The sequence below is a fragment of the Amycolatopsis sp. NPDC004378 genome, from assembly GCF_053602455.1.
Genome location: NZ_JBSGDR010000003.1, coordinates 674,762 through 694,417, shown reverse-complemented (window position 1 = coordinate 694,417; position 19,656 = coordinate 674,762). Strand labels below are relative to the sequence as shown.

General features: G+C 71.7%; 18 protein-coding genes. 5 read left to right on the top strand and 13 right to left on the bottom strand.

The window, feature by feature from the left end; all coding sequences use genetic code 11:
- Nucleotides 1–2 precede the first annotated feature (2 nt).
- From ACWEN0_RS14815 to ACWEN0_RS14805, 3 genes are all read right to left on the bottom strand, one after another.
- Nucleotides 3–671 (bottom strand): GntR family transcriptional regulator, encoded by a 669-nt coding sequence (locus ACWEN0_RS14815; protein WP_451973230.1) that lies wholly within the window; start codon nt 669–671, stop codon nt 3–5.
- Entirely contained in the window at nt 653–2,071 is a 1,419-nt protein-coding gene (locus ACWEN0_RS14810) for a fumarylacetoacetate hydrolase family protein (protein ID WP_451973228.1), read from the bottom strand. The genes ACWEN0_RS14815 and ACWEN0_RS14810 overlap by 19 nt, the downstream gene beginning before the upstream one ends.
- A gap of 73 nt (nt 2,072–2,144) precedes the next feature.
- Nucleotides 2,145–3,581: an aldehyde dehydrogenase family protein gene (locus tag ACWEN0_RS14805; protein ID WP_451973226.1), complete on the bottom strand. Its 1,437-nt coding sequence runs from the start codon at nt 3,579–3,581 to the stop codon at nt 2,145–2,147.
- Between the two features lie 138 nt (nt 3,582–3,719).
- Between ACWEN0_RS14805 and ACWEN0_RS14800 the strand changes: the two genes are divergently transcribed.
- Nucleotides 3,720–5,138: a GMC family oxidoreductase gene (locus tag ACWEN0_RS14800; RefSeq protein ID WP_451973224.1), complete on the top strand. Its 1,419-nt coding sequence runs from the start codon at nt 3,720–3,722 to the stop codon at nt 5,136–5,138.
- Here ACWEN0_RS14800 and ACWEN0_RS14795 read toward each other — a convergent pair.
- From ACWEN0_RS14795 to ACWEN0_RS14785, 3 genes are read right to left on the bottom strand one after another with little or no spacing between them, the layout of a single operon-like run.
- Nucleotides 5,122–5,964 (bottom strand): alpha/beta hydrolase, encoded by an 843-nt coding sequence (locus ACWEN0_RS14795; protein ID WP_451973222.1) that lies wholly within the window; start codon nt 5,962–5,964, stop codon nt 5,122–5,124. The two genes, ACWEN0_RS14800 and ACWEN0_RS14795, sit on opposite strands and share 17 nt — an antisense overlap.
- The gene (locus tag ACWEN0_RS14790) at nt 5,961–6,908 is read right to left on the bottom strand and encodes an aldo/keto reductase (protein ID WP_451973220.1); all 948 of its coding nucleotides are present in this window, start codon (nt 6,906–6,908) and stop codon (nt 5,961–5,963) included. The genes ACWEN0_RS14795 and ACWEN0_RS14790 overlap by 4 nt, the downstream gene beginning before the upstream one ends.
- Complete coding sequence (locus ACWEN0_RS14785) at nt 6,905–8,020, bottom strand: zinc-binding dehydrogenase (RefSeq protein ID WP_451973323.1); 1,116 nt, start codon at nt 8,018–8,020, stop codon at nt 6,905–6,907. The genes ACWEN0_RS14790 and ACWEN0_RS14785 overlap by 4 nt, the downstream gene beginning before the upstream one ends.
- Nucleotides 8,021–8,076: 56 nt before the next feature.
- Between ACWEN0_RS14785 and ACWEN0_RS14780 the strand changes: the two genes are divergently transcribed.
- Complete coding sequence (locus ACWEN0_RS14780; protein ID WP_451973218.1) at nt 8,077–9,336, top strand: amidohydrolase; 1,260 nt, start codon at nt 8,077–8,079, stop codon at nt 9,334–9,336.
- Here ACWEN0_RS14780 and ACWEN0_RS14775 read toward each other — a convergent pair.
- Nucleotides 9,333–10,061 (bottom strand): SDR family NAD(P)-dependent oxidoreductase, encoded by a 729-nt coding sequence (locus ACWEN0_RS14775; protein WP_451973216.1) that lies wholly within the window; start codon nt 10,059–10,061, stop codon nt 9,333–9,335. The genes ACWEN0_RS14780 and ACWEN0_RS14775 overlap by 4 nt on opposite strands.
- A 44-nt stretch (nt 10,062–10,105) precedes the next feature.
- Here ACWEN0_RS14775 and ACWEN0_RS14770 point away from each other — a divergent pair, with 44 nt between their 5' ends.
- Nucleotides 10,106–11,032, top strand: coding sequence for an aldo/keto reductase (locus ACWEN0_RS14770; protein WP_451973214.1), 927 nt, complete (start codon nt 10,106–10,108; stop codon nt 11,030–11,032).
- An 18-nt stretch (nt 11,033–11,050) separates the two neighbouring features.
- Here ACWEN0_RS14770 and ACWEN0_RS14765 read toward each other — a convergent pair whose 3' ends face one another.
- Genes ACWEN0_RS14765 through ACWEN0_RS14745 form a run of 5 tightly spaced genes read right to left on the bottom strand, consistent with a single transcriptional unit; the run spans nt 11,051 to nt 16,906 of the window.
- Entirely contained in the window at nt 11,051–11,779 is a 729-nt protein-coding gene (locus ACWEN0_RS14765; protein ID WP_451973212.1) for an alpha/beta fold hydrolase, read from the bottom strand.
- A gap of 12 nt (nt 11,780–11,791) precedes the next feature.
- On the bottom strand, nt 11,792–12,697 hold the full coding sequence (locus tag ACWEN0_RS14760) for an ABC transporter permease (protein ID WP_451973210.1): 906 nt from the start codon (nt 12,695–12,697) through the stop codon (nt 11,792–11,794).
- Nucleotides 12,694–13,638 (bottom strand): ABC transporter permease, encoded by a 945-nt coding sequence (locus ACWEN0_RS14755; protein ID WP_451973208.1) that lies wholly within the window; start codon nt 13,636–13,638, stop codon nt 12,694–12,696. Before ACWEN0_RS14755 ends, ACWEN0_RS14760 begins: the two co-directional genes overlap by 4 nt.
- Entirely contained in the window at nt 13,635–15,212 is a 1,578-nt protein-coding gene (locus ACWEN0_RS14750) for an ABC transporter substrate-binding protein (protein ID WP_451973206.1), read from the bottom strand. The genes ACWEN0_RS14755 and ACWEN0_RS14750 overlap by 4 nt, the downstream gene beginning before the upstream one ends.
- A complete protein-coding gene (locus tag ACWEN0_RS14745; protein ID WP_451973204.1) occupies nt 15,209–16,906 on the bottom strand; it encodes a dipeptide ABC transporter ATP-binding protein in 1,698 nt (565 codons plus the stop codon). Before ACWEN0_RS14745 ends, ACWEN0_RS14750 begins: the two co-directional genes overlap by 4 nt.
- A gap of 230 nt (nt 16,907–17,136) precedes the next feature.
- Between ACWEN0_RS14745 and ACWEN0_RS14740 the strand changes: the two genes are divergently transcribed.
- Nucleotides 17,137–18,105, top strand: coding sequence for a methyltransferase family protein (locus tag ACWEN0_RS14740; protein WP_451973202.1), 969 nt, complete (start codon nt 17,137–17,139; stop codon nt 18,103–18,105).
- Nucleotides 18,102–19,022, top strand: coding sequence for an alpha/beta hydrolase (locus ACWEN0_RS14735; RefSeq protein WP_451973200.1), 921 nt, complete (start codon nt 18,102–18,104; stop codon nt 19,020–19,022). The genes ACWEN0_RS14740 and ACWEN0_RS14735 overlap by 4 nt, the downstream gene beginning before the upstream one ends.
- Before the next feature lie 4 nt (nt 19,023–19,026).
- Here ACWEN0_RS14735 and ACWEN0_RS14730 read toward each other — a convergent pair whose 3' ends face one another.
- Nucleotides 19,027–19,614 carry a TetR family transcriptional regulator gene (locus ACWEN0_RS14730; protein ID WP_451973198.1) on the bottom strand — a complete coding sequence of 196 codons (588 nt, stop codon included), beginning with the start codon at nt 19,612–19,614 and terminating at the stop codon, nt 19,027–19,029.
- Nucleotides 19,615–19,656 lie beyond the last annotated feature (42 nt).

Sequence of the window (19,656 nt, the reverse complement as noted above, 5' to 3'; positions counted from 1 at the left end):
TGTCAGGGGTGGCGGTGGGCGAGGAACGCGGTCAGGGTGGCCAGCCGGTGCTCGCGGACGGCCTGTTCGATCTCGGCCGCCGGGGCGCCGCGGTCGAGGAGGCCGAGGATGTGCTCGTGTTCGGCGACGGATTCGCGGGCGCGGCCGGGCACGAAGCTGAACGTCGACGTGCGCAGCCCGCTGAGCCGGTCCCAGCCGCGCCGGACCAGGTCCAGGACCTGCGGGTTGGGGCAGGCGTCGAACAGCACGGCGTGGAAGTCGCGGTTGAGCTCGGTGAACCGGGCCGGTTCGAAGTGGCCGAGGCAGTCGGCCAGCTCGGCGTTCAACGCACGCGCCCCGGCCAAGGTGCCGGGCGGCAGGAGCGGTGCCGCGAGGGCCGCGGCATAGCCTTCGACCAGCGCGAGCGTCTGCATGGTGTGCTGGTATTCGCGCTCGTCGACCATCGCGACCTGCGCGCCGACGTGCCGTTCGAACGTCACCAGCCCTTCGGCCTCGAGCAGCCGGATCGCCTCGCGGATCGGCACGACGCTGACGCCCTGTTCCTGGGCGAGCTGGCCGAGGACCAGGCGGAAGCCGGGGGAGAAGGTGCCGTCGGCGATCCGGGCCTTGATCCACTCGTAGGCGATCCGCGACTTGCTCATCGCGGCGCCGTTCACCGCTTCGCGAGCCATTCGGCGTACCTCCCGCGCCAGTGCTCGTCCATCGGGTAGAGGCCCTCGACGCGCTCACCCGCGGCGACCTGCTCGGCGATGAACGTCTCCTGCAGCTCCTGCTCGACGGCCGCGTCGACGATCTCCTCGACCAGGCCGGGCGGGATGACCAGCACGCCGTCGCCGTCGCCCACGATGACGTCGCCGGGGCACACGGCCGCGCCGCCGCAGGCGATCGCGACGTCGACGTCCCACGGCACGTGCCGCCGGCCGAGCACCGCCGGGTGCGGCCCGGCGTGGTAGGTCGGAATGTCCAAAGCGGACACCGCGGCGAGGTCCCGGACGCCGCCGTCGGTGACGATCCCGGCCGCGCCGCGGACCTGCGCGCGCAGCGCGAGGATGTCGCCGACGGTCCCGGTGCCGCGTTCCCCGCGAGCCTCCATGACGAGCACGTCACCCGGGCCGAGCGCGTCGATCGCGCGCTTCTGCGCGTTGTAGCCGCCGCCGTGCTTCTCGAACAGGTCCTCGCGGTAGGGCAGGTAGCGGAGGGTCCGGGCCCGGCCGGTGACCCGCGTACCCGGCCGGGTGGAGGTGAGCCCGTCGATCGACACCGCGTCGTACCCGTGCTTGCGCAGCTGGGCGGAAAGCGTTGCAGTACCGACGGATTCGATCTTCTCCCGCAGCTGTCGGGTCAGTTCGAACTCCGCCGGCGGCGTCCCGTAGGCGTCCGCGCGCTGCTTCTCGTTGATGCGAGGGAGGGCGCCGAACGGCCCGAACGGGACCGTCCCTTCCGCGATCTTCGTGACCAGCCGGCCGGTGGTGTGCCCGGCGGTGTCGACCTCGACCTCGACGACGTCGCCGGGGATGGCGACCGACGCGCCCGCGGGCGTGCCGGTCAGGACGACGTCGCCGGGGTCGAGGGTGATCAGCTGGGAGAGGTCGGCGACCAGCCGGCCGAAGTCGAACAGCAGGCCGGCGGTCGTGTCCTCCTGGACCAGCGCACCGTTGTGCCAGGTCCGCAGCCGCAGCGCGGCCGGGTCGATCTCCGCGGCGGGCAGGACGTCCGGGCCGAGCGGGGTGAAGCCGTCGCCGCCCTTGGACCGCAGGTTGCTGCCCTTGTCGGCGTAGCGCAGGTCGTAGACGCCGAAGTCGTTGGCCGCGGTCACCCCGCCGACGTACGACCAGCCGTCCTCGGGGGAGACGCGGCGGGCGGTGCGGCCGATGACCAGCGCGATCTCGCCTTCGAAGCCGAGCAGTTCGGTGCCGGCGGGGCGTTCGAGCACGGTGCCGCTCGCCGCGACGGACGTCGGCGGCTTCAGGAAGTACGACGGCTGCTCCGGCACCCGGCCGCGCTGGGCGGCGCGGGAGCGGTAGTTGAGGTGCAGCGCGATGATCTTGCCGGGCCGCGCGATGCTGGTCATCCGTGGTTCCTGCCTGCCGGTTCGGGAAGATATCTCAAATGATATACGATCTGTGGCGTGGGGGAACCCCCGTTCAGGTCCCGTAGTGCAGCCAGACGGACTTCGTCTCGGTGTAGGCGTCGAGCGCCCACGGGCCCATTTCGCGACCCCAGCCGGACGCTTTGTAGCCGCCCCACGGCGCCGCCATGTCCGGGATCGGCGGCATGTTGACGAACACCGCGCCGGCCCGGATGCCGTCGGCGTAGCGCTGGGCGGTCCGCAGGTCACGGGTCCACACGGTCGCGGCCAGGCCGTACTCGGTGTCGTTCGCCCGGCCGAGGAGCTCGTCGCCGTCGTCGTAGGCGGTCACGGCCAGGACCGGGCCGAAGATCTCCTCGCGCATGATCGCCATGTCGTCGCGGACGCCCGCGAACAGCGTCGGGGTGTAGAAGAAGCCTTCGCCGTCGACCGGCCGGCCGCCGGTGACCAGGTCGGCGCCCTGTTCGCGGCCGGTGCCGACCAGGAAGTCGACGTGCTCGCGGTGCTTCGCGGACACCAGCGGGCCGAGCTGGGTGGTCTCCTCGACGCCCGGGCCGAGCTTGAGGCCGTCGAGGCCGCGCGCCATCTTTTCGACGAACTCCTGCTCGCGCTTCCGGTCGACGTAGAACCGCGTGTAGGCGGCGCAGACCTGGCCGGTGTTGAGCGTCGCGCCGGCGAGGTTGCCGGCGACGGCGGCGTCGATGTCCGCGTCGGCCGCGATGATGCTCGGGGCCTTGCCGCCGAGCTCCAGGGTGAGCCGCTTGAGGTTGGACCCGGCACTCGCCGCGGTGATCAGCTTCCCGACGGCCGTCGAGCCGGTGTAGGAGAGGTGGTCGACGCCGGGGTGTTCGCCGAGCATCGCGCCGACCGTGCCGTCGCCGGTCACGAGGTTGACCACGCCCGCGGGGATCCCGGCTTCGTGGGCCAGCTCGACCAGCCGGATGCTCGTCAGGGGCGTGACCTCGCTGGGTTTGATCACGACGGTGTTGCCGGTGGCCAGGGCCGGGGCGAGCTTCCAGGCGAGGATCATCAGCGGGAAGTTCCACGGCGTGATCAGCGCGTTCACCCCGACGGGCTCGCGGCGCGTGTAGTGCAGGGTGTCCGGGAAGGACACCGGGTTGGTGGTGCCCTGCAGCTTCGTCACCCAGCCCGCGAAGTAGCGGAAGTGCTCGGCCGCGCCGGTCGCGCTGACCTGCCGGGACACCCCGATCGGCTGCCCCTGGTCGAGGGTTTCCAGGCGGGCCAGCTCTTCGTGGTGCTCGTCGAGCAGGTCGGCCAGCCGGAAGAGCAGGGCCGCTCGCCGGACCGGCAGCAACCCGGCCCACTCCGGTGCGGTCAGGGCGCGCCGGGCCGCCGCGACGGCCGCGTCGACGTCGGCCCGCGACGCGGTGCCGACCTCTTCGAGCACGCGGCCGGTGGCCGGGTCGAGCGTCGGGATCGTCCCGCCGCCGGCCTCGGTCCACTGTCCGTCGATGCACAGGCGTGTCGCCATCCCGGGTTCCTCCTCGGCCTTGGGTGAGCCGAGTATCGGGCGGCCCGGCGCCGCGGGTCTTGTCCGCTCACGCATGCCCGTTGACCGACGGCGAAGGGATCCGTTTCGTTCCCGGGCGTTCACGCCAGGCTGAGCCGCATGGACGTGATCGTGGTGGGTGCCGGCTCGGCCGGTTCGGTGGTGGCGCGTCGGCTGGTGGACGCGGGCGCGGCGGTGACACTCCTGGAGGCGGGCGGCCCGGACGACAACCCCGCCATCCACGACCCGGCGCGGGCGGGCGAGCTGTGGCACGGGCCGGAGGATTGGGACCTGTACACGGTTCCGCAGCCGCACGCGGGTGGGCGTCGGCTGCACCTGCCGCGGGGCAAGGTGCTCGGCGGGTCGCACGCGCTCAACGCGATGATCTGGGTCCGCGGCGCGCCCGCCGACTACGACGGCTGGGGCCTGCCCGGCTGGACCTGGGCCGACGTCCAGCCGGTCTTCTCCCGCATCGAGAAAGACCTCCTCGAGGTCGTCCCGAACTCGCCGCTGCATCCCGTCCAGCAGTCCGTCATGGACGCTTGCCGCGAGGTCGGCTTGCCCGTGAACCCGGACTACAACAGCGGTTCCCTCGACGGAGTGTCCGTCGAGCAGGTCACCGTGCGCGACGGCCGCCGCTTCACCAGCTGGCAGGCCTACGGTGCTCCGGTGACCTCGCGGATGACCGTCCACACGGGAGCGCTGGTGCACCGGCTGCGGTTCTCGGGTTCGCGCGTGACCGGTGTGGAGGCCGTGATCGACGGTCAGCTGCGGGCGTTGTCCGCGGACCTGGTGGTGCTGTCGGCGGGCGCGCTGGGGTCGCCGTCGATCCTGCTGCGCAGCGGCGTCGGCCCGGCGGACGAGCTGCGGGCGCTCGGCATCGACGTCGTCGCGGATCTGCCGGTGGGACGGAACCTTCACGACCACCTGCTTTCGCCGGTCATCTTCGCGACGTCGCGCGACGTTTCGCCGTCACCCGGCCGGTCGGTGACGCAGGTGCACTGGTTCTGGCGCAGCCGTCCCGGGCTCGCGGTGCCGGACACCCAGCCGATCTGCTTCAGCGTGCCGATGTACGAACCGTGGATGTCCGGGCCGCCGACGGGGTTCTCGCTGATGGCCGGGATGGTGTCGCCGGAGAGCCGGGGCAGCCTGCGGTTGGCGCCGGACGGCTCGCCGCTGATCGATCTCGGCGCCCTCGCGGAGCCTGCCGACTTCGAAAGCCTGGTGGCGTCGGTGGAGCAGTGCCAGTCGGTCGGCGCCGCTCCGGCGCTGGCAGAGTGGGACGCGCGGCGGCTGTACCCCGAGGACGACGTGCGGGAGTACGTGCGCCGGACGGCCATCACGTACCACCACCAGGTCGGCACCTGCCGCATGGGCACCGGCGCCTCGGCTGTGGTGGACCCGGCGCTGGCGGTCCACGGGCTGAGCGGGCTGATGGTGGCGGACGCCTCGGTCCTGCCCCGCGTGACGACGGGCAACACCAACGCGCCCGCCGTGCTGGTGGGGGAGCGGGCCGCGACGTTCATCCTCGGCCGCTGAGCAGCCGCCGCAGCCAAGAGGACCGGGCCGCGAGGGCAGCGCGCGTCACCTCGGCTTCCGGGGCGAACCGGTCGAAGCCGTGGTGCGCGGCGGCCCAGACGTGCAGTTCCGTCGGGACGCCCGCCCGCGCCAGCCGCTGGGCGTAGGCGACGTCTTCGTCGCGGAACAGCTCCGCGCCGCCGACCTCGACGAACGCCGGCGGCAGCCCGCTGAGATCGGTCATGCGCGCCGGGGACGCGTACGGCGACGTCCGCCCGGCCAGCAGGCTGCGCCAGCCGAAGTCGTTGGCCTCCTTCGTCCACACCAGATCCGGGAGGTCCGCCGACGTGCGGTCGTCGAGCATCGGGCACAGCAGCAGCTGACCCGCCAACGCTGGCCCGCCCCGGTCGCGGGCCAGCAGGGCGACGCCGGCGCTGAGCCCGCCGCCCGCACTGCCGCCGCCGACGATCAGCGTGTCGAAGCCGAAGCGGGCGAACCAGACGAGACCCGCGTAGCAGTCCTCGAGCGGCGTCGGGTGCGGGTGTTCGGGGGCGAGCCGGTACTCGACCGTCGCGCAGACGAAGCCGAACTCCTCGATCAGCGCCACCAGCCGCGGCAGGTCGGCGAAGCGGTCGTCCATCACCATGCCGCCGCCGTGGATGCTGTAGAGCCCCGGCGCGCCGGGCCGCGGCTCACGCGGCTGCAGCACCGTGACGACGACGTCGTCGTCGAGCCGGTGCTCCGACCAGACGATGGCCCGGTCGCCGATCGCCTCCTCGGGCGTGAGGTTGTCCGCGCGCAGGGCCGCGCGGACGGCGGGCAGCGTCTCGGCGGACAGCTCGGTCACGGGCCCTCCGGGGAGACGACGTCGCGGTCGGCCCAGAACGGCTCGACCAGTGCGCGCAGCGCGGCCGCGCCGACCCGCTCCACCAACGCCACCGCCTCGAGGTTGTCCTCGAGCTGCCGCACGCTCGTGGCGCCGAACAACGTCGTCGTGTTCGCCGGGTGCGTCAGGGTGAAGGCGAGGCACAGCTGCGCGGGCGTCGCCCCGACGCTCTCGGCGACCTTCGCGAGGTCCGTGGCCGAATCGGCGATGCGCTGCCGGACGTCGCCCGGGTCCCGGCCGACCTGACGGCCGCCCTTGCCGAGCAGCACCCCGCCCTCGAAGACGTCCGAAGACTGCAGCGAAACGCCCCGGGAGAACACCGATTCGAAGGGGGCACCGTCCGGAATGGACCGTCGCGCGACGCTGTACTTCAGCTGCGCGATGGCGGGGCCGGGGACGCCGTCCGCGACGGCGAATTCGTGGACGGCCTTGATCGCCGACGCCGACCAGTTGTTGACGCCCCACTGGCGGATCAATCCGGCATCGCGCAACGCCGCCAGGTCGGTGACCAGCGCGTGCAGGTCGGTGTCGTCGCGTCGCAGGTCGCCGAGGATCACCAGGTCGGCGTGCGAGACCCCGGCGCGGAAGAACGCGTTCTCCAGCTGGTCCCGCAAGCTGTGCCCGGGATAGCCATCGAGCCACAGTTTCGCCGACAGCAGGTAGTCCTCGCGGCGCAGGCCGGCGGCCCGGACCATGGCCGAGAACAGGACGTCGGTGAAGACCGGCGGGCTGCCGGGCAGGCCGTACACGCCGACGTCGAACAGCGTGATGCCGGCTTCGACGGCCTTCCGCAGCAGCGTCACGGCCTCGCGGAAGTCCATGCGGTCGTAGGTGTGCCACGAGCCGAGGGACAGGACACCGGTGGCCGGGCCGTCGCGGCCGATGCGGCGCTGGGGGATCGTCACGGGGTCTCCTGGGGCAGTCGGGGGTCGATGACGGCTTTGAGCTCGCCGAGCCGGGACATCGATTCGACGGCGGCGGACGCGCCGGCCAGCCCGACCGGCGCGCTGAACAGCTCCGCCCAGGGCATCCGCCCGGCGAAGGCGCGGAAGAACTCGACCGAGCGGTGGTAGTCGGCGATGTCGCCGTTGAGCGAACCGACCATCGTCAGCTCCTTGCCCATCACCGTGCCCAGCGGCACCGGCGACGGGACCGGGCCGGTCGACCCGACGATCGCGACCGTCCCGCGCTGCGCGGCGAAGGCGACGGCCTCGGCGCCGACGGTCGGACCGCCCGCGAAGTCGAAGACGTGGTCCGCGCCGCGGCCGCCGGTCAGCTCTCTGACGTGCTCGATGCGTTCGTCCGGAGTGGACTCGACCGAGACCGTTGCCGTGGCACCGAACCGTTCAGCCACCTCGAGGCGGCTCGCCGGGCCGCCGACGGTGATCACCGTTCCGGCGCCGCAGAGCCGTGCGACGGCCGTGGCGAACACGCCGAGCGCGCCCGCTCCTTGGACCACGACTGTCGCGTTCGGACGGACCCCGCCGGATCGCGCCACGGCGCGCAGGACGGTCTTGCCCGCGCAGCCGGACATCGATGCCCAGGTGTCCTCGACGTCGTCCGGCAGCAGCAGCTTCGCCGCTCCGGGCGTGACGTAGCAGTACCTCGACAGGCCGCCGGTGGCGTACGGGAAGCGGTCGGACCGTTGGAGGAACCCGTAGCCGCGGCGTTCGCAAGCGACCGGTTCACGCAGGATCGTGCAGCCGTGGCACGTGCCGCAGGCGGACTCCGACCAGCCGACGCGATCGCCGGGGTGGACTTCGCGGCCGAGCGTGTCGGTCGTGCCGGGTCCGGTGGCGACGACTTCGCCGACCATCTCGTGGCCCAGCACCATCGGCAGCATGCCGGGCAGGCTCATCTGCCCCGACCAGAGGTGGACGTCGGTGCCGCACAACGTGGTGCAGGTGAGCCGGACGAGCGCGGCCCCCGGCTCCAGCTCCTCGGGCAGGGGGAGTTCGCGCAGTTCGAGGGGAGCGCGGTGGCCGGTGAGGACGGCGGCCTCGGTGTGGGTGGGCAGAGCCATCTTTTTAGTCTACAGTCGTTGAAGAAAAAGTCCAGGTCCGGGAGGAAACCATGACAGCACAACGGATCCGCCCGGCGGACCTCGTGGTCCATGGCGGCACCGTGCTGACGTTCGATCCGTCCGGCACGGTGGCCGACGGCCTGGCGGTGCGCGGCGGGCGCGTGGTCGCGGTCGGGGACGTCGCCGGCCACATCGGACCGGAGACCGAAGTCGTCGACCTCGCCGGGCGCACGGTGCTGCCCGGCATCAACGACGCTCACCTGCACGCGACCTGGCTCGGCGCCCGCTGGCCGCACCCGCTGCTCGGCGCGCCGCACGAGGAAACCCCGGTGACGACGGCCGCGGACCGGCGGGCGGCGATCCTGCGCGCGGGCGACGTCTGCGCGTCGCTCGGCATCACGAGCTACACCGAACCCGGTCTCGGCCCCGGCGAATCCGGCTGTTTCTCGGCCGAAGTCCTGGACGAATACGCCGCCCTGCACCGTGAAGGCCTGCTGCGAGCGCGAGTGACGGTCCTCCGGCTGTTCGGACTCCTCGACGGCGCCAGCTCCCTGCCGGACTTCGCGAGCGGACTCGCAACTCCGGTGCCGGACGTCGATCCGGAGTGGCTCGCCATCACGGGTGTCAAGATCTTCGCCGACGGGATCCCGCCGATGCGCACGGCCTGGACGCACCACTGCTACGCCGACGGCACCCACGGTGACCTGCTCGTCGACGGTGGTGCGGCCGCCCTGGCGTCGATGATCGGCCTGGCGCACGAGGCCGGGCTGGTGGTCGGCGTGCACGCGACGGGGGAGCGCAGCATCGAAGCCGCGCTCGACCACCTGCGGGAGGGCGATCACCTCGTCCACGGCGACCTCGTGACGCCGGAACAGCTGCGGCGCATGGCATCGAGGGGCGTCGGGCTGACCACGCAGCCCGCGATCGCGACCGCGATGCGGCCGGTGGTGGCCACGGCCCTCGGCGCCGACGTCGCCGCGAAAGCCTGGCCACTGCGGGAGATTCTCGATTCGGGTGTCCGGCTCACCTTGAGTAGTGACGCGCCGGTCGTCACCCCCGACTGGCGGGTCCACCTCGCCGCGGCGGGGGAGATGCTCGGTGAGACGCCGACCGCGCGACTCCTGCGTTGCTACACCACCGAAGCCGCGGCGCAGGACGGCTCGGCGAGCTGGAAGGGGCACCTGGCGCCGGGAATGGCCGCCGACTTCTGCGTCCTGGCGGAAAACCCCCTGGATGTCCCCCTGGCCGAGCTGCCGTCGGTCGCGGTCGAGCTGACCGTGACCGACGGCCGGATCGTCCACAAGGCCTAAGCCAGGAGTTGCCCGCCGTCGACAGCGAGGCTCACCCCGGTGACGTGCCCCGCGCTCGCCAGGAAGACGACGGCGGGCGCGACGTCGCCGACCTCGGCGATCCGGCCCAGCGGGATGCGCGCCTCCCAGGCCGCGCGGGCGGCGGTGTCGGCGGCGAACCCAGCGGTCATCGGCGTGAGCACGGGCCCGGGCGCGACGGCGTTGACCCGGATCCCGTGTGGCGACAGCTCGAGCGCGGCGGACCGCGTCAACGCGTCGACCGCGGCTTTCGTGGCCTCGTAATGGCCGAGTCCGGGTGTCGGCCGGCGGGCGCCGATCGACGAGACGTTGACGATCGCGCCCCGGGTCCCGGTCGCGATCATGTGCGCGCCCACCGCGCGGGTCATCAGGAACGTGCCGCGGAAGTTGACCCGGACGCAGCGGTCGAACACCTCGACGTCGAGTGCGGCGAGCGGGCCGCCGCCTCCGGCGAGGCCGGCGTTGTTGACCAGCACGTCGATCGGCCCGAACCGGCCGGCGACGAAGGAGACCGCCACGTCGACCGACGCCGGGTCCGAGATGTCCAGCTCGACGTGCTCGGCGCCGAGTTCGCGGGCGACGTCGTGCGCCGCCCGGGCGTCGACGTCGGCGATGACGACGCGGTCGCCCGCGGCGAGGAACGCTTCGGCGACGCCCCGGCCGATGCCGCTCGCGCCACCGGTGACCACCACGATCCGTTGTTTCATTCTACAATCGTAGACGTATGAGTCGGTGCAAGGAAAGGAAAACCGTGAGCACGATCGGAAAGTCGGCCTTCGGGCTCGGCTCGTGGAACACCTGGGACCGGATGGCCTTCGACGATGCCGTCGAGCTGCTGAAGACCGCCGTCGACGCCGGCGTCACGCTGTTCGACGTCGCCCACTACGACTTCGGCCCGCACGCCGAGAACTCGCGCACCGACGTGATCTTCGGCGAAGCCGTGCGGCAGGCCGGGATCGCGCGGGAGGACTACCTGCTCTGCGGGAAGCTGTGGCTCTGGGACCACCCGCGGACGGGGTTCGCGCAGCAACTGGAGACCTCGCTCGGCCGGATCGGCACCGGCCGCGCGGACCTGGTCGTGGTCGGCGACTACCGCGAGCGCCCGGACATCCCGCGGCTGGTCACGGAGGTGGCCGAGCAGGTGCGGGCCGGGACGGTCGGCGGCTGGGGCGTCAACAACTGGCTGGCCGCCGACCTCGACCTGGCGCTGGAGTTCGCCGACCGGGAAGGCCTGCCCGCGCCGGAGTTCGCGCAGCTGAAGTACTCGATCGCCCGCCGGTCGATGGCCGAAGGCGAGTTCTACGGCAGGCACATCGCGAGCGGACGGCTGGTGCTGCAGGCCTCGGACGTCTTCGAAGGCGGCGTCCTGCTGGGCAACGCAACCCCCGCCCGCAAGATCGGCGCGGACCCGGGCGGCATTCGTCAGTCCATCGTGGACGCTTCCCCCGAGCTGGCCGTCATCGCGAAGGACTTCGGTGCGACGCGGGCCCAGCTGGCGCTGGCGTTCTGCCTGGCGTACGCGCCGGTCGCGAACGTCCTGTTCGGAGTGAGCCGCGCGGACCAGCTGGCCGACAACCTCGGTGCCCTGGACCTGGCACGCGAGCACGGCGAGGAGATCCGCACGGCCCTCGACCACCTCTGGCTGGACCGCGAAGTCAGCCCCGACGGCTCCTGGTGACGCGCCTGAGCGCCACTTTCACGGGAAAGTGGCGCTCAGGAAGGTGAGGGCGGCCGTGCGGAAGGGGGCGCCGCGCAGGGCCGCGCCGTGGTCGCCGGGCACCTCGAGCAGGTCGCTGCCCGGCACCAGGCGGACCAGGTCGTCGATGCCCGCGCTGATCGGGTCGTCGCGACCGGCGACGAACCGCGTCGGGACGGTGATCGTGCCCACGCGGGGGGAGAAGGGCTCGCGCCGCAGGCCTTCGATGCACCGGGCGAGGGCGACGGGGTCCCGGCCTGGGGCGGTGATCATCCGGGCGATCACCGCCGTCAGCGGGTCGGCGGGGAGCTTCCCGCCGCCCGCGAAGGCCAGTGCCGCCTCGACGTCGACCGCGCAGAACGGCTCGTGCGGGCTCAGCCCGCCCAGGACCAGGCGCCGGACGGGCAGTCGTCCGGGCAGCTCCCACGCCAGCCGCGCTCCCAGCGAGTAGCCGACGACGTCCACTTCGGACACGTCACCGATGGCCAGGGCCAGTTCTTCCACGATGGCCTTGGGGGTGGCCTCGGCCGGTGCCGGGCTCGAGCCGTGGCCGGGCAGGTCGGGCACCAGCACCGGACGTCCCGACGCGGTGAGCGCGGCGGGCCAGCCCGTGCTGACCCAGTCGGTCGGCCCGTCGGAGGCGAAGCCGTGCAGGAGCAGCACCGGCGGTCCGGCGGGCGGGCCGCCGGGGGCGAACCGGCGCACGGTCAGGGAGGTGGGGAGCGTCAAGGAGATCCTCTCTCAGGAAGAACGGCGCAGCCGCTGCAGCTCGCCGAGCGTGCGGGCACGGGCGTCGACGGCGATCCGCAGCGCGGAGCCGATGAGGTTCAGCAGGACCACGCAGAGCATGATCGTCACGCCGGGCACGACCACCAGCCACGGCGCGGTGACCAGGTACGACCGCCCTTCGGCGATCATGTTGCCCCAGGTCGGGGTGGGCGGGGCGATGCCGAGGCCGAGGAAGCTCATCGCGCCGTCGACGAGCATCGCCGCCGCGGCCAGGATGACGACCTGGACGAGCGCGAGCGGTAGCACGTTCGGGAACACGTGGACGAGCAGGATCTTCCCGCGGCTCATCCCGGACACGCGCGCGGCGCCGATGTACTGCCGGCCCGCGACGCTGAGCACCCGGCTGCGGATGACCCGCGCGGTGAACGGCGTGAAGATCACCGTCAGGGCGATCAGCTCGGTCCAGATGCTCGCGCCGAGCGAGATGGCCAGGGCCATCGCCAGGATGATCGCCGGGAACGACATCCACGCGTCCATCAGCCGCATCAGCACCGCGTCCGCGGCCCGGTAGAAGCCGCTGACCAGGCCGATCACCATGCCGGTGAACGCCGCGCAGAGCGTGATCAACGCCGAGAGCCCGAGCGACGCGCGCCCGCCGGACACCAGCCGCGCCAGGACATCGCGGCCGAAGGAGTCGGTACCCAGCGGGTGCCCGGCCGCCGGCGGCAGCAGCCGGTGCACCGGGTCGGTGGCGCTGACGCTCGGCAGGAAGAACGGCAGCACGATCACCGCGAGCACGATCAGCCCGAGCAGGACCGACGCGATGACCAGCGTCCAGTTGCGCCGGAACAGGCGAGCGCGCCGGCGCGGGGGCGGAGCGTCCACGGTGGACACCGGTTCGGCGACGGCCAGGCTCATGCGACACGCACCTTCGGGTCGAGCAGCGCGTACGACAGGTCGACCAGCAGGTTGACCACGACGAACAGCACCGCGACGAACAACGTCACGCCCTGGATCAGCGGGAAGTCGCGAGTGGACACCGCGCCCATGAGCAGGTGGCCGAGCCCGGGCACGACGAAGATCGATTCGATGATCACGATCCCGCCGACGAGCATGGCGAAGTTGCTGCCCAGCTGGGTCACCAGCGGCATCAGCGCGTTCGGCAGGACGTGCTTGAGCAGCACCCGCCGTTCGGGCAGCCCCTTGACGCGCGCGGTGCGCAGGTAGGCCAGCGGCAGCTCGCCGAGCACGCTCTCGCGCAGGGTCAGCACGAACAGCGCCGTCTGCCCGGTGACGAGCACGGTCACCGGCAGCACCAGCGCGGGCACCGCGGCGACCGGGTCGGTCAGCAGGTCGTGGTAGCCGCTGGACGGGAACCACCGCAGCGTCACCGAGAACACCAGCACGAGCACCAGCGAGATCCAGAAGTCCGGCATCGCCATGCCGAGCGCGGACAGCCGGTCGAGCGCGCGGGCGACCGGGTTGCGCGGCGAGACCGCCTGCCACGCCGTGATCGCGACCGACAGGAAGAAGCTGATCACCGTCGACAGCACGGCCAAGGTCAGCGTCGGCACGATGTGCGCCGCGACGACGTCGAGCACCGGCTGGTGGTAGGTGATCGACGTCCCGAAGTCGCCGCGCAGCACGTGCCCGGCCCACGTCAGGTACTGCCGCCAGAGCGAGCCGTCGAGGCCCATGCTCGACCGCAGCGCGGCGACGTCGGCCGGGCGCGCGGTCAGACCGAGGACGGCCTGGGCCGGGTCGCCCGGGATCAGCCGGATGACGAAGAACATCATCGTGCCGACGATGACCAGGATGATCGCCAGGTCGCGCAGCCGGCGCAGCAGGACGCCGGTCACGACGCCAGCCAGGCGTTCCAGAACACGCGGTAGAAGTCGCCGTAGCCCTTGAGCCGCGGGGTGTAGGCCGCGTAGAGCTTCGATTGGCTGAGCGTGATCACCGACAGCTGCTTCCACGTGAAGGCCTGCAGCTTGTCGATGACGCCCTTGGCCTGCTCCGGCGTGGTCGAGGCGGTGAACTCGGTCATCAGCCCGTCCAGCTCCGGCGACGACGAGCCGTTGAGCGTGCCGAGGGTGAGCGCGGGCATCTGGGCGGGCGAGGTCAGCGAGGAGTCGAAGAACAACGTCGTGATGTCCCAGCCGCCGGGGTCCTTGGTGAGGGTGCCGAGCATGGTGGCGAAGTCGTAGGTGTCGATCTTGGCGGTCAGGCCGATCTTGCCCAGCTCGTCCTGGATGAGCACCGCCCACTTGCCGAACTCGGGGTAGGAGTTCGTGGTGACGATGTGGATCGACGCCCCGGCGGTGATGCCGGCTTCGGCGAGCAGCTGCTTCGCGCGGGCCGGGTCGTGCTGCCGGTAGACGTCCTCACCGGCGGTCGAGTAGGACGCCTTGTTGTCCGGCGAGGCGAACGCGCCGGTTTCGATGGTCAGGTCCTTGCTGCCGCCGGTCGCCGCGTTGATGGCGGGCTTGTCGAGCAGCAGGTTCAACGCCTGACGCGCGCGCGGGTCGGCGAACTTCGAACCGGGGTTGAAGTTGGGGATGATGACGTTCTCGTTGCCGCCGGGCAGGTTGTGCACCACGAGGTTCGGGTTGGCCTTGAGCTGTTCGTACTGGTCGTTGGCCGGCATGGCGTGGTCCCACTGGCCGGTCTGCAGGCCGTTGACCAGCGCGTCCTGGTCACCGACGACCTTGTACGTGACGGTGTCGAGGTAGGCGTGCTTGGCGCCGGCCTGGCCGCCCCAGTCCTCTTCGGACCGGGACTTGTAGCCGTCGTAGCGCTGCAGCACGAGCTGCTGGCCGATGTCCCAGCTCTTCAGCCTGTACGGGCCGGTGCCGATGGCCTTGTCCTGGCCGAACCCGGTGGCGGGCAGGCCGGCGAGGTTCTTCGCCTCGTAGATCTCCGTGCCGGCGCCGGCCAGTTCGTCGATCAGCGGGTAGCGCGGCCGCTTCAGCTTGACGGTCACGGTCGCCGGGTCCGGCGCGGTGATCGCGTCGATGTCCGGCGTGACGAGCTGGCCGGTGCGGTGGCTCTTCTGCCAGCGCCGCAGGCTCGCGACGACGTCGTTCGCGGTCAGCGGGTTGCCGTCCTGGAACGTCACGCCCTGGCGGAGCTTGAACGTGTAGGTCAGCCGGTCCGGGCTGGTCGTGTAGGTGTCGACCAGCATCGGCCGGGCGACGAAGTGCCGGTCGACCTCGAACAGCTTCTCGTACATCATGTTGCCGATCTGCGCGGTCACCTGGCCGGGGTTGGCGACCATGTCGAGCGACTGCGGATCGGTGGGGACGGCGACGGTGAGGTTGCCGCCGCGGACGGGCGGGCCGTCGGCGGCCGGCGTGGTTCCGGTACTGCCCATGCAGCCGGCGAGCAGCGTGGCCGCGGCGGCGAGGGCAGCGAGCAGGGGGATTCTCTTCATGGGCGCGGTCCTGGGTGGGGGAGGGCGGGCAGGTCGGGGTTGGCGGCGAGCAGCCGTCGCGTGTAGTCGTGCCGCGGGGCGAGCCGGATCTCGTCGGGCGTGCCCGTCTCGATCAGCTCGCCCCGGTACATCACGCCGACGCGGTCGGCGACCGACAGCACGAGACTGAGGTTGTGGGTGATGAACAGCAGGCTGAGCGTGCGGGTGCGGCGCAGGTCCAGCAGCAGGTTCAGCACCTGGCCCTGCACGGACACGTCGAGGGCCGACGTCGGTTCGTCGGCGACGATCAGTTCGGGCCCGGCGGCGATCGCGCGGGCGATGGAGACGCGCTGGCGCTGCCCGCCGGACAGCTGCGACGGCAGCTTGTTCGCGGTGTCCTTCGGCAGGCCGACTTCGTCGATCAGGCCGGCGACGCGCCGGTCCAGCTCGGCGCCGCGCAGGGGAGTCAGTTCCTTCAGCGGCTCGGCGATGATCCGCGCCGCGGTGTGGCGCGGGTCGAGGGAACTCTGCGGGTCCTGGAAGATCAGCTGGACGCGGCGGCGGAACGCGCGTTCGTCGCCGGTCAGCCCCTTGGTCGTGATCTCGTGCTCGCCGAAGCCGACGGTGCCCGACGTCGGTGGTTCGAGCGCGGTCACCAAACGGCCGAGGGTGGACTTGCCCGAACCGGATTCGCCGACCAGGCCGAAGAACTCGCCCGGCGGGATCTCCAGCGAGACGTCCCGGACCGCGCGCACGAGTCCTTTTCGTCCGTACACTTTGGACACATGAGTGATCGTCAACGGCGTTCCCCGGTGGGCCCGGGCGGCCCGGGGTTTCACCGCGGGCGTCTCGAGGGTCATCGTGGGGGAGATGACCGGGAAGCCGTCGCGGCGGCTGACGCCGAGCTGCGGCACGCACCCGAGCAGCGCCCGCGTGTACGGGTGCCGCGGTCGCAGCAAGACGTCGTCGCGGGAACCGGTCTCGACCAGGCGGCTGCGGTACAGCACGGCGATCCGGTCGGCGACCTGTGCCGCGACGCCCATGTCGTGGGTGATGAACACGCACGCCGTGCCGTGGTCGCGGCGCACCCGGTCGAACAGTGTCAGGATCTCCGCCTGCGTCGTGACGTCGAGCGCGGTGGTCGGCTCGTCGGCGATCAGCAGGTCCGGGTCGGCCATCAGCGCGAGCGCGATCATCACCCGCTGCTGCATCCCGCCGGACATCTGGTGCGGGTACAGGCGCAGGATCCGGTCGGTGTCGGTGAGCCCGACTTCGGCCAGCAGCCGGCGGGCCTTGGCCTCGGCACGCTTGCGCAGCGGGCTGCGGCGCCGGGCCGCCTGACCGGGCAGCGACCCGGCCTCGCGGTAAGCCTCGACCAGCTGGCCGCCGACCCGCCGCCCCGGGTTGAGGGAGTCGAGGGCCTCCTGGAAGATCATGCCGATGCGGGTGCCGCGGTCGGCGCGCATCGCGTCGGCGGGCAGCTTCGTGACGTCGACGCCGTCGATCGCGATCTCGCCGCGGGTGCGGACCGGCGCGACGAACTCGAGCAGGCGGATGATCGACAGCGCGGTCACGGTCTTGCCGCTGCCGGACTCGCCGACCACGCACAGCGTCTTGCCTTGTGCGAGATCGAGGGACAGCTCCCGCACGAGTTCGCGCTCCGCGTCGTCGGTGACGACGCCGACGGTCAGCTCCCGGATTTCGAGCAGCGTCATGGATTCCCCTTCCTCGCGCCCGCCACGACGGGCGGGCCGGACTGCCGGGCACCGGCAGGGGTAGTTCTACGCATGTTGACACTCCTGGGGGGAGGGTGTCAATGGTTTTATTCTACGAACGTAGGAAGTTGAAACACGACCGATTTCCATTGCTGCGCGTGAAAAATCGGCACTGGACTCTTTTATCTACGTATGTAGAGTGTCCGGACGGACAGAAGGAGGACGACCCCGTGACGACCACCCCGGCCACACCCGAACGCATCGTCGACGTCGCCGTCGGCTACATGGCGGCCCAGCAGCTCTTCGCCGCCAACCGGATCGGCCTGTTCCCGGCCCTCGTCGCCGGTCCGCTGAGCGCGGCGGAGCTGGCCGAGCGGACGGGCCGGCCGTCGACGATCACCCGGATCCTCGGCGACACCTTGGCTTCCCTCGGCCTGCTGTCCCGTGTGGACGGCCGGTACGCCCTGACGCCCGACACCGAGGCATACCTCGGCACCGGCGAGCTGGCCCCGTTCCTGACGTTCCTCGAGACGATCAGCTACCCGCACTGGCAGCAGTTTCCGCACACCACCGACACCGGTGAACCGGGCGACCTCGACCTCGCCGGCGACCGCTGGGACACCTTCCTGGGCGGGGTCATGGTGTATAACGGCCTACACGCTCGGCAGCTGGGACGTGTTTTCGACATCGGTGGCTGCAAAAACCTCCTCGACCTGGGTGGCCTTTCGGCCGCGTTCGCCCTGGAAGCACTGCGGGCCAACGACGTCCTGCACGCGACCTTCGTCTACGACCCGCGTTCCGTGCCTTCGGTGACGGAAGCCGTGGCGGAGTTCGCGGGCCGCACGAACGTCGTCGGGGCGGCGACGCCGGACGCCGAACCGGAGGGGGAGTTCGACCTGGTGATGGTGAACCACGTCGTGCACCGGTTCTCCGTCGACGAGAACCGGGCGATCCTCCGGCACGCGCGGGCCGCGGCGGCGCCGGGTGCGCGACTGCTCCTGCTCGACTTCTTCCTGGACGACGACGAGGTGCCGCGCTCGCTCGACGCCTTGCACGCGGGGGAGTACCTGGTCATCGACGGCACGGTCGTGTACCCCGAGGCGGACGTCCGCGGCTGGCTTTCGGGCGCCGGCTGGCGGCCGGTGGACCGGCTGACGCTGCCGGGTTCGCCGCGGGTCCTCGTCGCGGAAGCGGTGTGACCATGGGCCTCGACCCCGCGGTGCGGGAGATGCTCGCCCGCGCCCCCGAAGGGCCCGGCCGGCCGATGACGGCCGTCGAGCTGCGGGCCGCGTTCGCCGCGTCCCGGCCTCGGCCGGGTGCGTTCGCGCAGGTCGCGTCGGTGACCGAGCATCACCTGCCGGGTGGCGTCCGGGTTCGGCTTTACCTGCCGGAGGCGGCCGGTCCGGTGCCCGTGTTCGTCTGGATCCACGGCGGTGGCTGGACGATCGGCTCGGTCGACGAGAACGAGGTCGCCTCGCGGGCGGTCTGTGCGGCCGCGTCCGTCGCCGTCGCGGCGGTCGAGTACCGGCTGGCGCCCGAGGATCCGTACCCGGCGGCGCCGGCGGACTGCTACGCCGTGCTCGAATGGCTGGCGGCGGGTGGTGCGGGGCCTGAAGTGGCGCCCGGTGCGATCGCGGTCGGCGGCGAGAGTGCGGGCGGGAACCTGTCCACAGTGGTCTCGCTGATGGCCCGCGACCGTGGTGGCCCGCCGATCGCCGCGCAAGTGTTGATCTGCCCGGTGTTCAGCCACCCCGACGACGGCTTCGCGTCCTATGCGGACTTCGCGACGGGCTACGGCATGACCGCCGACGCGATGCGGTTCTTCTTCGCCCAGTACGTCCCGGACCCGGCGCTTGTGGACGATCCCTACCTGCTGCCGTCACGGGCGCCTGATCTCTCGGGCCTGCCGCCCGCGCTGGTCCTGACGGCGGAGTACGACGTCCTGCGCGACGAGGGCGAGGCGTTCGCCCGCAGGCTGTCCGAAGCCGGGGTCGCGGTGGACGTGCACCGGTACGCGGGGCAGATCCACGGCTTCTACGGCCTGTACACGGACCTGCCGGCCTCGGCACGCTCGCACGCCGAGGTGGCGGCGTACCTGCGGGGGATCTTCGCCTGAGTGGTCAAGGGCGGGTGAGCCGCTCCAGGAAGGACTCCAGGTGCCGGTGCTGGAGCTCGACCGTGGAGAACTCGCCCGCCACCAGGCTCATGACGTTGGCGCCGGCGTTGAGCAGGACGATCTCGTCGACGAGCTGCTCGTCCGGGGTCCCGGTGACGACGTCGCCGTCTTCGCGCCCCTCGGCGAGGAAGCGGTGCAGCAGGCCGCGCCACTCGCGGACGTGCTCGAGGTACTTGTCGTGCATCTTCCGGTTGGCCAGGGACATCTGCCAGAAGATCAGCAGCACCCGCCCGGCGACGATGCGTTCTTCGTCGATCGGCATGGACGACACGCAGATTTCGCGGAGCGCTTTCAGGCCGCGCAGGCCTTCGAGGTCGACGTACTGGCGCATCATGTCCAGCGCGCGCTCGTAGGTGGCCGCGATGATGTCTTCCTTGCTGGGGAAGTACAGCTTGAGCGCGCCGTTGGCGAACCCGGCCGCGGCCGCGATCTCCCGCATGGTCGCGGCCTCGATCCCGCCGCGCACGATGAGGTCCCACGTGACGTCGACGATGTCGCTGCGCCGCTGGTCGTGGTCGATGATCTTGGGCACCCGGCACCTCCCGCACTGGTTTCTCTACCAGTGTAGGAGAAA

Coding starts and splice junctions, on each gene's coding strand:
- ACWEN0_RS14815 (WP_451973230.1), bottom strand. CDS start 671: ATGGCTCGCGAAGCGGTGAACGGCGCCGCGATGAGCAAGTCGCGGATC.
- ACWEN0_RS14810 (WP_451973228.1), bottom strand. CDS start 2,071: ATGACCAGCATCGCGCGGCCCGGCAAGATCATCGCGCTGCACCTCAAC.
- ACWEN0_RS14805 (WP_451973226.1), bottom strand. CDS start 3,581: ATGGCGACACGCCTGTGCATCGACGGACAGTGGACCGAGGCCGGCGGC.
- ACWEN0_RS14800 (WP_451973224.1), top strand. CDS start 3,720: ATGGACGTGATCGTGGTGGGTGCCGGCTCGGCCGGTTCGGTGGTGGCG.
- ACWEN0_RS14780 (WP_451973218.1), top strand. CDS start 8,077: ATGACAGCACAACGGATCCGCCCGGCGGACCTCGTGGTCCATGGCGGC.
- ACWEN0_RS14775 (WP_451973216.1), bottom strand. CDS start 10,061: ATGAAACAACGGATCGTGGTGGTCACCGGTGGCGCGAGCGGCATCGGC.
- ACWEN0_RS14760 (WP_451973210.1), bottom strand. CDS start 12,697: ATGAGCCTGGCCGTCGCCGAACCGGTGTCCACCGTGGACGCTCCGCCC.
- ACWEN0_RS14750 (WP_451973206.1), bottom strand. CDS start 15,212: ATGAAGAGAATCCCCCTGCTCGCTGCCCTCGCCGCCGCGGCCACGCTG.
- ACWEN0_RS14745 (WP_451973204.1), bottom strand. CDS start 16,906: ATGACGCTGCTCGAAATCCGGGAGCTGACCGTCGGCGTCGTCACCGAC.